This is a genomic window from Neisseria sp. HMSC068C12 (assembly GCF_001814095.1).
In the GTDB taxonomy this organism is placed as follows: domain Bacteria; phylum Pseudomonadota; class Gammaproteobacteria; order Burkholderiales; family Neisseriaceae; genus Neisseria; species Neisseria perflava.
In genome coordinates this window covers 1-15,442 of the sequence record NZ_KV814776.1, presented here as the reverse complement: position 1 = coordinate 15,442, position 15,442 = coordinate 1, and the positions used below count along the sequence as shown (strand labels likewise).

At 49.7% G+C, this 15,442-nt stretch carries 11 protein-coding genes; 7 read left to right on the top strand and 4 right to left on the bottom strand.

Annotated features, from left to right (window positions below):
• Positions 1-145 precede the first annotated feature (145 nt).
• The 3 genes from HMPREF2952_RS00060 (at position 146) to aroG (ending at position 3,857) form a co-directional block, all read left to right on the top strand.
• The gene (locus tag HMPREF2952_RS00060; protein ID WP_191620598.1) at positions 146-1,642 is read left to right on the top strand and encodes a subtype B tannase; all 1,497 of its coding nucleotides are present in this window, start codon (positions 146-148) and stop codon (positions 1,640-1,642) included.
• Positions 1,643-1,857: 215 nt separating this feature from the next.
• Positions 1,858-2,535 carry a TIGR02117 family protein gene (locus HMPREF2952_RS00055; RefSeq protein ID WP_004520941.1) on the top strand — a complete coding sequence of 226 codons (678 nt, stop codon included), beginning with the start codon at positions 1,858-1,860 and terminating at the stop codon, positions 2,533-2,535.
• Between the two features lie 278 nt (positions 2,536-2,813).
• Positions 2,814-3,857, top strand: a complete 1,044-nt coding sequence (gene aroG / locus HMPREF2952_RS00050) for a 3-deoxy-7-phosphoheptulonate synthase AroG (protein WP_004520940.1) — start codon at positions 2,814-2,816, stop codon at positions 3,855-3,857.
• A gap of 191 nt (positions 3,858-4,048) precedes the next feature.
• On the opposite strand, the gene HMPREF2952_RS00045 is transcribed toward aroG, so the two are convergent.
• Both HMPREF2952_RS00045 and wrbA read right to left on the bottom strand, forming a co-directional pair.
• Positions 4,049-6,226, bottom strand: coding sequence for a TonB-dependent siderophore receptor (locus tag HMPREF2952_RS00045; protein WP_049344350.1), 2,178 nt, complete (start codon positions 6,224-6,226; stop codon positions 4,049-4,051).
• A gap of 208 nt (positions 6,227-6,434) precedes the next feature.
• Positions 6,435-7,040 carry an NAD(P)H:quinone oxidoreductase gene (wrbA, locus tag HMPREF2952_RS00040; protein WP_049336901.1) on the bottom strand — a complete coding sequence of 202 codons (606 nt, stop codon included), beginning with the start codon at positions 7,038-7,040 and terminating at the stop codon, positions 6,435-6,437.
• A gap of 98 nt (positions 7,041-7,138) precedes the next feature.
• Between wrbA and HMPREF2952_RS00035 the strand changes: the two genes are divergently transcribed.
• The 4 genes from HMPREF2952_RS00035 (at position 7,139) to xth (ending at position 11,853) form a co-directional block, all read left to right on the top strand.
• Positions 7,139-8,341 (top strand): YihY family inner membrane protein, encoded by a 1,203-nt coding sequence (locus tag HMPREF2952_RS00035; RefSeq protein ID WP_049336900.1) that lies wholly within the window; start codon positions 7,139-7,141, stop codon positions 8,339-8,341.
• A 99-nt stretch (positions 8,342-8,440) separates the two neighbouring features.
• Positions 8,441-10,222: an extracellular solute-binding protein gene (locus HMPREF2952_RS00030; RefSeq protein WP_003749172.1), complete on the top strand. Its 1,782-nt coding sequence runs from the start codon at positions 8,441-8,443 to the stop codon at positions 10,220-10,222.
• A 414-nt stretch (positions 10,223-10,636) separates the two neighbouring features.
• On the top strand, positions 10,637-10,915 hold the full coding sequence (locus HMPREF2952_RS00025) for an ArsR/SmtB family transcription factor (RefSeq protein WP_070625266.1): 279 nt from the start codon (positions 10,637-10,639) through the stop codon (positions 10,913-10,915).
• A 167-nt stretch (positions 10,916-11,082) separates the two neighbouring features.
• Positions 11,083-11,853, top strand: coding sequence for an exodeoxyribonuclease III (xth, locus tag HMPREF2952_RS00015; RefSeq protein ID WP_070625267.1), 771 nt, complete (start codon positions 11,083-11,085; stop codon positions 11,851-11,853).
• A gap of 237 nt (positions 11,854-12,090) precedes the next feature.
• Here xth and HMPREF2952_RS00010 read toward each other — a convergent pair whose 3' ends face one another.
• Positions 12,091-13,152, bottom strand: coding sequence for an FRG domain-containing protein (locus HMPREF2952_RS00010; protein WP_049336896.1), 1,062 nt, complete (start codon positions 13,150-13,152; stop codon positions 12,091-12,093).
• 38 nt (positions 13,153-13,190) lie between these two features.
• On the bottom strand, positions 13,191-15,218 hold the full coding sequence (uvrB, locus tag HMPREF2952_RS00005; protein ID WP_049336895.1) for an excinuclease ABC subunit UvrB: 2,028 nt from the start codon (positions 15,216-15,218) through the stop codon (positions 13,191-13,193).
• Between the last annotated feature and the right edge of the window lie 224 nt (positions 15,219-15,442).

Here is a 15,442-nt window from a genome sequence, read left to right as displayed (position 1 = left end):
AATTTAAGCCCATATTACTTTACAACGTAACGTACAACACTACATAACGCTACAAAAAAAGCAGGCCGTCTGAAACCCAACTTGGCGTTTCAGACGGCCTTAGTATTCATTATCATATCCGCTTACCTCTTCAGAAAGTATGATGATGAACGCCCTAAACAAAACCCTCTTATCCGTTTCTGTCGCGCTGGGATTGAGCGCCTGCGCTTCCGTCAAAACCGCAGATACCTACGACCTAGACTTCTCCAAACAAAAATACACCGAACAAAGCATCGAAGTGAACGGTCAGGCGGTTAAATTCCGCGCTTACGAAGGCGTGGTTTACGTCCGCAATCCTGTCGATACTCGTTACGAAATCATCAATATTTATGTACCCGAAGCCTATTACAACGGCGGCGAGATAGACGGTTTCAATGCCGAAACCGCACCGATTTTCCTGCCCAACCAAATCGGCGGCTATATGCCGGCTGAACCGGGCAAACCCGCTTTAGAAGGCAAACGCGGCGAGCCTGAAGACAGCCAAAAATCTCCTAACGCCGCCCTGGTTGCCCTCTCCAAAGGCTACGTCGTCGCCTCCCCTGGCGCACGCGGCCGAACAGAACCCACCGGCAAAGTACCTGCCGCTATTGTCGATTTGAAAGCCGCCGTCCGTTACCTGAAAGCCAACGACAAAGTCATGCCCGGCGATGCCGAAAAAATCATTTCCAACGGCACAAGCGCAGGCGGAGCGATGTCCGCCCTCTTAGGCGCAACAGCCGACCAAAAAGATTACGAAAACCACCTCAAAGCCTTAGGCGCGGCAGACGGCAGCGACAAAGTTTTCGCCGTATCCGCATACTGCCCGATTACCGATTTGGACCATGCCGATATGGCTTACGAATGGCAGTTCAACGGTATCAATGACTACAGAAAAATGAACATTTCCATGCTCGACTACCGCGTCAAACGCGAGCTGGTCGCAGGCACGCTGACCGATGACGAGAAAAAACTGTCCGACCTCCTCAAACCCCTATACCCCGCATACCTCAACAGCCTGAACCTGAAATCCCCCGAAGGCAAACCCCTGACACTGGACGCCCAAGGCAACGGCAGCTTTAAAAACCATATTGCCGGTTTACTTGCCAAATCCGCACAAGCCCAACTTGATGCAGGCAAAGACCTGAGCGACCGCACTTGGCTGACCATCCGCAAAGGCAAAGTTATCTCCGTCGATTTCGATGCTTACGCCAAAGCCGCCGGCCGCCAAAAAACACCGCCGGCCTTTGACGGCGTAGATTTAAGCACAGGCGAAAACCAACTCTTCGGCACCAATACCGTCGATAAACGCCACTTCACCGCGTTCTCCATGCAACACAACACCGCCTCCAACGCCGAAATCGCAGATGAAGAAACCATCAAAATCATGAACCCGCTCAACTACATCGGCAAACCGGGCGTGAACCTGCCGCAAAACTGGCGCATCCGCGTCGGCACCAACGACCGCGACACCTCACTGGCAGTCTCCGCCGTCTTAGCCGCCAAACTGCAAAACAACGGCCAAACCGTCGATTACGCCCTGCCTTGGGATGTCGGCCACGGCGGTGATTATGACTTAGACGACCTGTTTACCTGGATGAAGCAAGTCAGCAGCTCTACAAAATAATCGTTCGCAACATAGATTGAGATGAGATTTAGTATCCCGTTTTAATTAAAGAAAGGCCGTCTAAACTTTTTCAGACGGCCTTTCTTTTATTTAAATTAAACAACCATTTTTATCATTAATCGCAAGATACCTACCACCCACTCATTTCTAATGAAAAAAGTACAAATTTAATGGAAAATACACACCTTCAAACTTAATTGCCTTTAAAAAAACGAATGCGCTCCTTTCTCCACATCCTCAAGAAAATCGGCAAAATAGCGCTGATTATCCCTATTTTTGCCCTATTGTATTTTTTATCTGCTTGGATGATGGCTTCGTTGCCGCTTAATGAAGAGCAGCCTAAAGGGGAAATTACTTTATTTTTAGTCAGTAACGGTGTGCATACTGATGTAGTCATGCCGCTGAAGAATGATATTTTTGATTGGTCGGATGTCGTCAATCCAAAAGACACGCTCACTGCTGATCCTCAGATAACGCATATCGGTTTAGGCTGGGGGGAGCGCAATTTTTATTTATACACGCCTGAGTGGAAAGATTTGACTTTCTCCAATGCTTTAGGTGCATTAAGCGGGCTGAACCGTACGCTGATTCATGTTACTTATTATCCTTTTGAACCACGAGAAAATAGCCACGTCGTCAAATTTTTGGTCACGGCTGAGCAATACAGGAATTTAACAAAATCGCTCTTGGCCGGTTTTCAACAAGAAAATGGGCAACCCATCTTGCTAAAAGGAATCCATCATCAGTCTAACGATGCTTTTTACGAAGCCAAAGGACGCTATCATTTATTCAATACTTGTAACACTTGGTTGAATGACAAATTGGTTGAAAGCGGCCTTAAAGGTGTGTATTGGACTCCTTTCTCTTCGCCCTTGCTGGAACAATACCGATAGCCTTCACGCTTCTCAATTTTTGGTCTATGTAAGACTTCAGGCCGTCTGAACATTTTCAGACGGCCTGTATTTTGATAAAAACCCAAAGCCCTTTATTATATAAATGAAATTTTTTAATAGAATTAAATATTAATTTTTACAAATAAACTAATTTTAAATTCTATAAAATAATTAAAATAAAGAAATTTTAGAATAAAATTGCTAAAACAAAAAACTAAGCCTTGTTTAATTCTGCTAAAACCTGTAATCTGTATCAAAAATAAACAAGAGAGTCCATCATGTCCCAACACCACCCTACCGATGACATTAAGATCAAAGAAGTCAAAGAGTTACTCCCTCCAATCGCACATTTGTATGAGCTGCCTGTTACGCCTCAGGTTGCTAATTTAGTTTATAAAACGCGTCATGAGATTTCGGATTTGGTTCACGGCCGCGACAACCGTTTACTGGTCATTATCGGCCCATGCTCGATTCACGATACTAAGGCGGCGGTAGAATATGCGCAAAAATTGCTGCCTTTGCGCAAAAAATATGAGAAAGAGCTGCTGATTGTAATGCGCGTGTATTTTGAAAAACCGCGTACAACCGTTGGCTGGAAAGGTCTGATTAACGATCCGCACTTGGACGGTACGTTTGACATCAACTACGGCCTGCGCCAAGCGCGTCAGTTGTTGCTGACTTTAAACGAAATGGGCATGCCTGCTTCGACTGAATTCTTGGACATGATTACGCCGCAATACTACGCCGACCTGATTTCTTGGGGCGCGATTGGTGCGCGCACGACTGAAAGCCAGGTACACCGCGAATTGGCCAGTGGCCTCTCCTGCCCTGTCGGTTTTAAAAACGGTACGGACGGCAATCTGAAAATCGCCATCGACGCCATCGGCGCCGCCAATCATCCGCACCACTTCCTGTCTGTAACCAAAGCCGGTCATTCCGCGATTGTCCACACCAGCGGCAACCCTGACTGCCATGCGATTTTGCGTGGAGGGAAAGAGCCTAATTACAGCGCAGAACACGTTAAAGACGCGGTTGCGCAGCTTCAAAAAGCCGGCGTGAGCAGCAAACTGATGGTGGACTGCAGCCATGCCAACAGCCGTAAAGACTTCCGCAAACAAATGGATGTAGCGCGCGATGTTGCGGCGCAGCTGAAAGCCGGTGAAGAAAACATCATGGGCGTGATGGTGGAAAGCCACTTGGTTGAAGGACGTCAGGACAAGCCTGAAGTTTACGGTCAAAGTATTACGGATGCCTGCATCGGTTGGGATACGACTGAAGAATTGCTGGCCCTGCTTGCCGAAGCGAAAGGTCATAAAGCGTAAGTGCGACATCATTAAAAAGACCGGATATGTTCCGGTCTTTTTTGTGTCTGTCATTTTGATTTCTTTGCTCAAGATCCCGAGCAATTTTTAGTCAGGTTTGACATTAAAACAATATGTCCGAAAAAATTCAGGCCGTCTGAAAACCCCGATCACTCAGGTTTTCAGACGACCTCTCCTACTTTTCTTTTCAATTAAAACGTATGTTTAACCGTTGCAGTCACACTACGCGGCGTGCCGTAGACGTGAATATCCGGCATGGTGCGGTAGCGTTTGTTGAACACGTTTTCAAAGTCTAAACCGATGCGGGTGGATTTGCCGATTTTGTAATGTACGGTCAAGTCCAGCGTGGCGTATGGGCGTTGGGTCAATGCAGCGGCGGCAGCCGGATTGATGTCTGCGGGGTATTCGTCCAGCGTATGGCTGCGGCTTTGCCAGTTGACGTTGCCCCCCAGGTTCAAACGGTCGGTTACGTCATACGCGGTAAAGAGTTTGAACAAATGAACGGGATAAGACGGATGCAGTTGAACCCCTTCGCTGTCTTTGATTTTGGAACGTGCATAAGACGCATTCAGCAGCCATTTGTCACTCAGGCGGCCGCCGACAGAGAGCTCCACGCCTTTTGTCGTGGTGTTGTCGGCTGCGCGGTAGTATTCCTCGCCATTCGCAAATTTGCCTGCAACCACGCCCAAATGGTCGCGTTTGTTCATAAAGACGGAGGCGGAAGCATTCAGACGGCCTTCAAACCATGAGGCTTTCAAACCGGTCTCGTAGGTTTTGCCGCGCTGCGGTTTGAGCGCTGCGCCGTCTTTGGTCAGGTAACGCACTTGCGGACGGAAGATGGTGGTGTAAGACGCATAGGCGGTCAGATTGTCGCCGATGTCGTAGGTTACGCCCAAATAAGGAATGAAAACGTTTTGTTTGTGGCTGCTGTGTGCGAATTTGTTACGGCTGGTGCTGTAACGGTAACGCCAATCCACAAAACGGCCGCCGCCGATAAAGGCGAGCTTGTCGGTCAGTTTGAAACGGGTCGAGCCGTAAACCGACAGGTTTTTCATGCGTGAAAAACCATCGCGCAGATACGGCATATCGGGTTTGGCGATGTTGCCGTCAAATTTACGCAAATCGGGAATCATCGACTCGCCTTCTTCATAGAAAGACAGGTTTTCTTTGTTGTCCTGATAGCTGATGCCGACATTGAACTCGTGCGAGCGGCCCAGCGCTGGATAATGGCCGTCCAAGGCCAGCGCAAAATTCTGATCACGGTATTTGCTGCGGTCGCGGTCTGAAGTGAAAAGTGCAGAGTAATCGGGATTGATTTCAAATGTACCGGCAATGCCTGAAACGATGTCGTTTTTACCCGAAACATGGCTGTAATCACCAGTCAGTTTCCAGCCGTTGTCAAACTCATGGCTAAGGGAAGTGAATACTTCGGCACTGTTGTCTTTGCCGTATGCCCAGCGTGCGGAAGAATTGCTGCGTGGCGAAGATTCAAACGGTTTGAATCCGTCTTTGCGATTACCTGCTGCTGTCAGATAGCTGAAACGCGAGCTGCCGGTATTGCGGAAACGGTGTATTTCCGTACCGAGGCGCCATTGGGTTTGCGGCGTGAGATCGTAAGACAAAATGCCGTAGAAAGTGTGATTATGGCGCGATGTGTTCGGCAGGTAATCGCCGCCGTGGTCGCTGACCAAAATGGCGCGGCCGCGCAAGGTATTGTCGGCATTCAGAGGATGATTGGCATCAAGGACGAAACGGTAGTGTTTCCAAGAACCGACACCGGCTTCCACGCTGACGGCTGGCTTGACAGTCGGTTTTTTACGCTCCAAAGCAACCGTACCGCCCGGCTCGCCCATGCCGCCGTTGGACAAGCCGCTTGCGCCGCGCACGACGACGACTTGTTCGTACAATGCGCTGTCCAGATTGTTGGTGCCGCGGCGGATGGCTTTACCGTCGTAAAGGAATTTGGGCGCGCCGTCCACGGAAATGCTGTCAATCGCCTGACTGCGCGAAATAAATTGGCTGTGGCCGGAGACGTTGTTGCCCATTTTGCTGTGGAACACGCCCGGCGTTTGTTTCAACACGTCCTGCAAGGTATCCAAACCCTGGTCGTCCATTTGTTTTTCGGTGACGACAGACAAGGACTGCGGCGTTTCGCGCTGGGTCAGGCGGATGCCTGTTGCGGCGGAAGATGCGGGAATGGTGTAGTTGGAAGTAGTCTGTTTTCCGACACCTTGGACGGTAACTGTCGGCAAATCGACACGTTCTTGCGGCTGGCTATTTTCTACTTCGGTTGCGAAAGAATACGCCGAACACAAAGCCAGACTGACGGCAAAGCTTAATTTGCCATAGGGAAATACAGGTAGTGACATAGCTTCTCCAGTTAGCTGATGTTTTAATTTGGTGGCAGATTCTATCAAAAAGATGTAGTTCGATGAAACTATGCTCTAATCCCTATTTTCTAAGTAGTTTGTTTAATTAGAAATATTTATTCCTTTACTAGTTATAAATAACTAAAAAGGCCGTCTGAAAACTGAATCATCAGGTTTTCAGACGGCCTCAATCTTTTTATCACAAAAATCAGTCTGCCAATTTTCGTGCCAATTCTGCCAAACGTTTACCTTGTGCGAAGGCAATGTCGTTTTCTTCGGCGGTCAATGCCGGCTTGCTGTCGTGGCCGGAAACATGGCTTGCGCCGTAAGGCGTGCCGCCGCTTTGGGTATTGCTGAGTGCGGACTCGGTATAGGGAATGCCGCTGATGACCATGCCGTGGTGCAACAGGGGCAGCATCATGGTCAGCAGGGTGCTTTCTTGGCCGCCGTGCAGCGAAGATGTGCTGGTGAATACGGTGGCAGGTTTGCCGACGAGTTCTGCGCCGAGCCAAAGGGGAATGGTGCCGTCGATAAAGTATTTCATCGCTGCGGCCATATTGCCGAAACGTGTCGGGCTGCCGAGCGCGAGGCCGGCGCAATTTTTGAGGTCGTCGGCAGTCGCATAGGGCGCGCCTTCGTCGGGAACGGCTTTTTCAACGGCTTCGCAAACGGTGGAAACTTTGGGCACGGTACGCAACACGGCTTCGCAACCGTCCACGCTTTCGATACCGCGTGCGATTTGGCGGGCAAGGTTGCGCGTGCTGCCGTTTTGGGAATAAAAGAGGACGAGGATTTTCAGGGGATTTGGGTTCATTTGGGGTTTCCGTTACAATGCTGTCAGGTTTCAGATGGTCTTTTAAATACTCAGGCCGTCTGAAAAGAAAAATTTCTATTCAAAAGTGGGAAAAGGTTATGCCGTTTTCGCAATGGTGGCAAGATTTTTTGAAAAGTAAGGGCGTGGCATTTGCTTGGTTTGTCGTGCGCCGTTTTGATGATGAGCGTGTGCCGCAGGTGGCGGCAAGCATGACGTTTACGACGCTTTTGGCTTTGGTGCCCGTGTTAACGGTGATGGTCGTCATCGCGTCGGCCTTCCCCGTTTTCGACCAATGGTCGGGGGAATTTGTCTCTTTTATCAACCGCACCATTGTGCCGCAGGGCGCGGATATGGTGTTTGACTACATCAATGCGTTCCGCGATAAGGCCACCAAGCTGACGGCCATCGGTAGTGTGATGTTGGTCGTAACCTCGCTGATGCTGATTCGGACGATAGACAATGCGTTCAACCGGATTTGGCGCGTCAATTCGCAACGGCCCTGGATGATGCAGTTTTTGGTGTATTGGGCGTTGCTGACGTTTGGGCCTTTGTCTTTGGGCGTGGGCTTGTCGGTCGTGATCGGCCAGGTGCAATTGGTGGGCGGCTCGGAATGGCTGAGAGTTATCACTGCGGTTTCATTTATTACGGCGCTGCTGTGGGGCTTGTACCGCTTTGTGCCCAACCGTTTCGTACCGGCCAGCCATGCTTTGGTCGGCGCGGCCGTAACGGCGTTTTGCTTGGAAACGGCACGCTTTTTGTTCGCTTGGTACATGGGCAACTTTGACGGCTACAAATCGATTTACGGCGCATTTGCCGCGGTACCTTTTTTCCTGTTGTGGCTCAACCTGTTATGGACGCTGGTATTGGGCGGCGCGGTCTTGACCTCGTCCCTGTCCTACTGGCGCGGCGAAGCGTTCCGCCGCAGTTTGGATGCGCGCGGCCGCTTTGACGATGTATTGAAAATCCTGCTGCTGCTCGATTCTGCCCAACAAAACGGCAAGGCGTTGCCGGTGCAGGAGTTCAGACGGCATATCAATATGGGCTTTGACGAATTGGGCGAACTTTTGGAAAAACTGGCGCGACACGGCTATGTCTATTCCGGCCGCCAAGGCTGGGTCTTGAAAACGGGGGCGGAGTCCATCGACTTGGCGGAGCTGTTCAAACTCTTTGTCTACCGTCCGCAAACGCTCAACAAAGACAAAGTCAATCAAACGGTTGACCACATCATGCAGCCCTGCTTGGAAACCTTGAACATGACGCTTGCCGAGTTCGGCGCCCATACAAAAAAACAATCCTCTTAGACCTGACGCCGTCTGAAAGCAAAAATATCAAGTTTCAGACGGCCTTTGCTATAATCGGCACACTACTGAATACAATATTCAACCTACAAGGAAAAATAGATGAAAACACCAGCCCTACTCTCTCTGCTCGGTTTGATTCCATCTGCCGCCTTTGCCGCCCACGGCGTAGGCCTCGGCCAACCGCCCAAATATCCGGCCAACTTCACTGCTTTCGAATACGTCAATCCCAACGCCCCCAAAGGCGGCACATTTACCACGCCTTTCCTCGGTGCTTTTGACACGCTCAACCCCTTTACCCTCAAAGGCAACCACGAATACGGCATCAGCATGCTGACGCTCGACACCCTGACCGAGCAAAGCATGGACGAACCTTACGCCGTTTACGGCCTGATTGCCGAAGACATCGCCCTGGCGCCGGACGGTCTTTCCGTTACCTTCAAAATCAACCCCAAAGCCAAATTCCACAACGGCGACCCCGTTTTGGCCAAAGACGTTGCCGCTTCATTTAACATCCTGACCAAAGACAAAGCCGCCGCCCCCATGTACCACTTCTACTGGAGCGACGTAGCCAAAGTAGAAACGCCCAACGACCGCACCGTCGTATTCCGCTTCAAGCAGCGTAACTCAGAATTGCACATGATTCTCGGCAGCCTGCCCGTCTTCTCGCATAAAAGCTATCCAAAAGGCCTGGCCGCCGCGCCCAACAGCCTGCCCATCGGCTCCGGCCCCTACCGTTTTGCCAAAGCTGAAAACGGCCGCATCAGCGAGTTTGTCCGCGACAAAAACTACTGGGCGCAAAACCTGCCCGTGCGCAAAGGCCGCTACAATTACGACCACATCCGCATCAAATACGTCAAAGACGAAGTTGTCCGCATTGAAGGGTTAAAAGGCGGCCAATATGACTTTGTACAAGAAAACGTCGCCCGCAACTGGGCGCGCGCCTACTCCGACGAAGTCCTCAAAAAACGCAACCTGTCCAAACACGAATGGCTGCAAAACAGCACCGCAGGCATGCAAGGCTTCGTCATCAATATGCGCCACAAGCCCTTGGACAATATTTACGTCCGCCGCGCCTTGATTGAAAGCTTCGACTACGAAAGCGTCAACAGCCGCATCTTCTACGGCGCATACCGCCGCACCGACAGCTTCTTCACCAACAGCACCATGGCCGCAACTGGCAAGCCCGACCGTGCAGAAACCGCATTGCTCAAATCATTGGGCACCAAGCTGCCCGATGGCGTATTGGATCAAGACGTCCCTATGCCGCCGGTTACCGACCCCAAACTGGGCGTGCGCCCGAACCTGCTCAAAGCACGCGCCCTGCTTGAAAAAGGCGGCTACCAATACAAAAACGGCAAAGCAGTCGACAAACAAGGCAAACCGCTGACCTTTGAATTCCTCGCCCCCAGCAAAAACTACGAACGCATTACCGCCAAATGGCAGCGCGACCTCGCCAAAATCGGCATTACCATGAACGTGCGCACCGCCGATTCCGCCGTGTACCAAAAACGCATGAACGACTTCGATTTTGACGTAACCACCGGCTACTACGGCAACAGCGAAAGCCCCGGCAACGAGCAATACGACTACTTCAGCTGCGCCGCCGCCAAAACCGAAGGCAGCCGCAACCTGTCCGGCGTCTGCCATCCCGCGGTCGAAAAACTGCTGACCCATTTCAACAGCTTTACCAACCGCCAAGAGCTGCAAACCACCTCGCGCGCGCTCGACCGACTGATCCGCCACCAATACACCATCGTTCCAAACTGGTTCGCCGACCGCTACCGCGTCGTGTACCGTAACGATGTAGGCATTCCGTCCAAGCTGCCGAAATACTACGACCCCATTACCTTCGCCATGACCGCAGGCTGGAAGAAAAAGTAGTCGCATTTCGACAACACGTCCAAGCGTCTGACAAGCCCTTGGCGTGTAGTCCTAAGCATAGAATCATAAAACCTAGTTGTTTGTTTAAAAACAATCAATCGGCTGATTCAACACAAACATAAAAGAAAAAACAACTTAAAGCCAAATCAAAGGCCGTCTGAAACATCCGTCAGCAAAATCATCTGCAACGGAACATTTCAGACGGCCTTTTCGTCTTTTTTCAATCCAGTTTCACAACCGAAGCAAAATCTCGAAAATGAACAAAAAATTGCAAAACAATGCCCTCAAATTTTACAAAACCGTGTACACTGCAAGGTAAGAGTTTGAATTATAAGGTTAATCTTAATAAAAACTACAATCATCCAAATTTAACCTAAATCAAGCATTCATATAACAGACAAAAGGAACAATAATATGGAAATCAAGCGTCTCTCTACCATTCTCAAACTGATTGCCAACCCCGAACGCATGGCCATCCTTTTCCTGCTGCTCGACGGCGACCGCAGCATTACCGAACTGGCACAAGCACTCGGCTCCTCCCCGACCGGCATCGCCAACCACCTCGCACGCCTGCGCACCGAAGGCATCATCGATTTCACGCGCTACCACCGCATCATTGAATACCGCCTCATCTCCGAAGAAGCCGCCACCATCCTCAATACCCTGCGCACGCTCAAAGACCCAGCCGAATAAACAAATTATTCCACATCACAACAACAAGGCCGTCTGAAACATCAGCTTTCAGACGGCCTGCCCCTTTCAGCCCATATCGAAAAATAAACCAATCCGCTATACAATACCGCCCATGCCCACAGGCGCCATCCGCCGCCTTCCCACCCAACAGCACACACGGAAACATCATGAAAATCGCCACTTGGAACGTCAATTCCCTCAACGTCCGCCTGCCCCAAGTACAAAACTGGCTGGCCGACCACCAAGCCGACATCCTCGCCTTACAAGAACTCAAACTCGACCAAGACAAATTCCCGGCCGCCGCCCTGCAAATGATGGGCTGGCACTGCGTCTGGAGCGGCCAAAAAACCTACAACGGCGTCGCCATCATCAGCCGCCACGAACCGCAAGACGTACATTGCGGCCTGCCCGCCCTCCCCGACGACCCGCAACGCCGCGTCATTGCCGCCACCATCAACAGCGTGCGCGTCATCAACGTCTATTGCGTCAACGGCGAAGCACTGGACAGCCCAAAATTCCAATACAAAGAACAATGGTTTGCCGCATTGACCGAGTTTGTCCGCACCGAAATGGCCGCCCACCCCAAACTCGTCCTGCTCGGCGACTTCAACATCGCCCCGGCCGATGCCGACTGCTACGACCCCGAAAAATGGCACGAAAAAATCCATTGCTCCTCCATCGAAAGACAATGGTTTAAAAACCTGCTCGACCTCGGCCTGACCGACAGCCTGCGCAAAATCCATCCCGAAGGCGCGTTCTACACATGGTTCGACTACCGCGGTGCCATGTTCCAACGCAAACTCGGCCTGCGCATCGACCATATCCTCACCAGCCCCGAACTCGCCGCCCCCCTTACCGACGTCACCGTCGACCTAGAAACCCGCGCCCAAGAACGCCCCAGTGATCATGCGCCGGTAATTGCCGAGTTTGACTGTTAGATTTTGAGTGAATAAACAATAAGGTCGTCTGAAAACTGGATTTCAGACGGCCTTATTGCAAAAGGTTTTCAGATGATGTTTGAGGTCGTCTGAAAGTTTGAAACAATGGTTTGAACACCAAAAAATGCGTGCATGCGTACCGCACACACCCTACACTTCGGTTTTAAAGTTTGTGTCGCCCGTAGGTAGGGAGGTGTAGCCACGCACGCGGTAGGTGGAGATACGATCTATGGCTTGCTACGATTGCTTGTTGGTTTGATATCTCCTTTTTATATGATCCGCCTGAGCCTCCAATTCAGGAAATAATGATTGTTTAGACACACCCAAATAACTCAACTCGGATAGTATTTTTCCCTTTGATTCTGCGTCAATAATTAATCTATTTTCATCATCCTTTTTTGATATCCACCATGTATCTGGCAATTCTGCTTGTTCTGTTTTCTTTGATCCAATACCAAATATTAGAAAGCTTCCGTGCTGGCGCTCTATCCTTGGATTATTTAGTTTAGCTCTAACTGCTATTACTTTTTTAAGATCTTCATAATTAATAATTGGCAAAAAATAAGATTTATCTGCTCTAATAATATGCAATAACCTACGAATCTCATTAAAATCATTAAACAATCTTTTTGCCTCCATTGGTGCCAAGTGTTTTTCGATGAATTCTTTAAATATTTTAGCATCATGTGTAACCGCAGAGATGGCAAAATTTCTTAAAAGTTCAAGATTTTCCCTCATTCCTTGCCAATCTTCTCCTAGTGAAATATTATTTAATGCAATATCTATATATGCTTTCATATATTCCTCAGTTCGGTCTATCATATTATTAAACTTTTCAAAATTACTATCATGAAATGCCAATGCAGATAAGATTGATACTTTGTCGCTATCCTCATATTTCACCTCTTCTTTCGGAATATCAAAAATAATTACTTCACCATCTTTTTCATTTTCCTCATTATTAGTATATTGTTGATTTTCTTTGATTTCTACTGAAAAATATAATGCTACTAAAGCATTACTAGTTAAATCAAGCAGTCTCGTAGGATAGCCATAATGCTGTAATTTAACTAATTTCTCAAAATTTGTATCTGTTAGACCAAAATCATTTGGACAGTAAGTTAATGCATCACGAATAATGTTATGCTCATTTTCGATTAAACCTATATTGCGATAAATACTCGGCGTAAGTTCGTAGCTTTCATTTGGATGACCACGAAAATATCTAAGAGAATTTTCCTCTTGATTAATGGTATTTAATTTACATAAAAAATCACTAACTGATTTAATTTTATCCATTTTGCATCCTGAGTTAAAATTATAAACTTGGGTAAAAATCACTCCGCCCCAAACAACAACCCTTCCTTAATCCCCCGAATCCTATCCCGCAACACAGCCGCTTCTTCAAACTGCAAATCCCTAGCCGCCTGCTGCATGGCTTTTTCCAGTTTGGCGATTTCTTTAATCGCATCTTCTTCGTTGTGAATCTCTCCGACTTTGACCTTGTTTTTACCTTTCAGACGGCCTTTGCCGCTGTCTTCTTCGTGGTACACGCCGTCGATGATGTCTTTGACCTGTTTTTTAATCTGTTGCGGTACGATGCCGTGTTCTTCATTGAATTTAATTTGTTTTTCGCGGCGACGTTCGGTCTCGTCGATAGCGGCTTTCATGGAGTCGGTGATTTTGTCGGCGTACAAGATGGCGACGCCGTTCACGTTGCGCGCGGCGCGGCCTATGGTTTGAATCAGGCTGCGGTGGGAGCGCAGGAAGCCTTCTTTGTCGGCGTCGAGGATGGCGACGAGGGAGACTTCGGGAATGTCGAGGCCTTCGCGCAAGAGGTTGATGCCGACGAGTACGTCAAACAGTCCGAGGCGTAAATCTCTAATGATTTCAACACGCTCTACGGTGTCGATGTCGCTGTGCAGGTAGCGCACTTTGATGCCGAGTTCGCTGTAATAGTCAGTGAGTTGCTCTGCCATGCGTTTGGTGAGGGTGGTAACGAGTACGCGTTCGCCTTTTTCGATGCGGTCGTTGATTTCGCTCATTAAATCGTCGACTTGGGTGGCGACGGGGCGGATGATGATTTGGGGGTCAACCAGCCCTGTGGGGCGGACGACTTGTTCGACCACTTGTCCGGCGTGTTCTTCTTCGTATTTGGCGGGGGTGGCGGAAACGAAGACGGTTTGCGGCATAACTTTTTCAAATTCGTGGAATTTGAGCGGACGGTTGTCGCGGGCGGAAGGCAGGCGGAAGCCGTAGTCCACGAGGTTTTGTTTGCGCGATGCGTCGCCTTTGTACATGCCGCCGATTTGGGTAACGGTAACGTGGCTTTCGTCGATAAACATGATGGCGTTGTCAGGTAGGTAGTCCATCAGCGTGGGGGGCGGTTCGCCTTCTTTTTTGCCGGAGAAGTGGCGGGAGTAGTTTTCAATGCCTTTGCAGAAGCCCATTTCGTAGAGCATTTCGAGGTCGAAGCGGGTGCGTTGTTCGATGCGTTGTTGTTCGACGGGGCGTTGTTCGCGGGCGAAAAATTCGATGCGCTCGCGCAGTTCTTCTTTGATGGATTCGCAGGCGCGCAATACGGTGTCGCGTGGGGTAACGTAATGGCTGGACGGGAAGACTGTGTAGCGGCCGACGCGTTGAATAAGGCTGCCTGAAAGCGGGTCGAACATATCGAGGCGATCGATTTCGTCGTCAAATAGGCTAATGCGCAAGGCATTTTCGGAGCTTTCGGCGGGGTATACGTCAATCACGTCGCCGCGCACGCGGAAGCTGCCGCGTTTAAAATCCAAATCGCCGCGTTCGTACTGCATGGAAACGAGCGTTGCGATGATGTCGCGTTGCTCGATAGTGTCGCCTTCTTTGACGGACAACACCATTTGTTGATACTCGGTCGGGTCTCCGATACCGTAAATGGCGGACACGGTGGCGACGATAATCACGTCGTCGCGCGTCATCAGGTTTTTGGTGGCAGAAAGGCGCATCTGCTCGATGTGCTCGTTGATCGCGCTGTCTTTTTCGATGAATAAGTCACGGCTGGGTACATAGGCTTCGGGTTGGTAATAGTCGTAGTAGGAGACGAAATATTCCACCGCGTTTTCGGGGAAAAACTCGCGCATTTCGGCGTAGAGTTGGGCGGCAAGGGTTTTGTTGTGCGCCATGATGATGGCGGGACGGCCGCTTTGGGCGATGACGTTCGCCATGGTGTAGGTTTTGCCCGAACCGGTTACACCAAGCAAGGTTTGATAGGCTAGGCCGTCTGAAAGCCCTTCGAGCAAGCCAGCAATGGCAGTGGGCTGGTCACCGGCAGGAGGAAACGGCTGATGGAGTTTAAACGGAGAATTGGGATATTGGATGACTTCCATAAGACGGCCTGTTTTATGTTCAGGTAAAGAGAGAATTATAACAAAGGGCCGTCTGAAAATTGATAGTGTGCCAATCTGATAAGACTAAATATTTCATCTCCTTCCTTAACTAACTGAGGTTGGTTGTGTTAGCTGGAACAATTAAACTACCCTCTCCCAGGACGTGTACCCCACGTCCTTTTTCTTTATTCGCTTCCTCCCTTTAGATCAGGTTTCTACCCCGT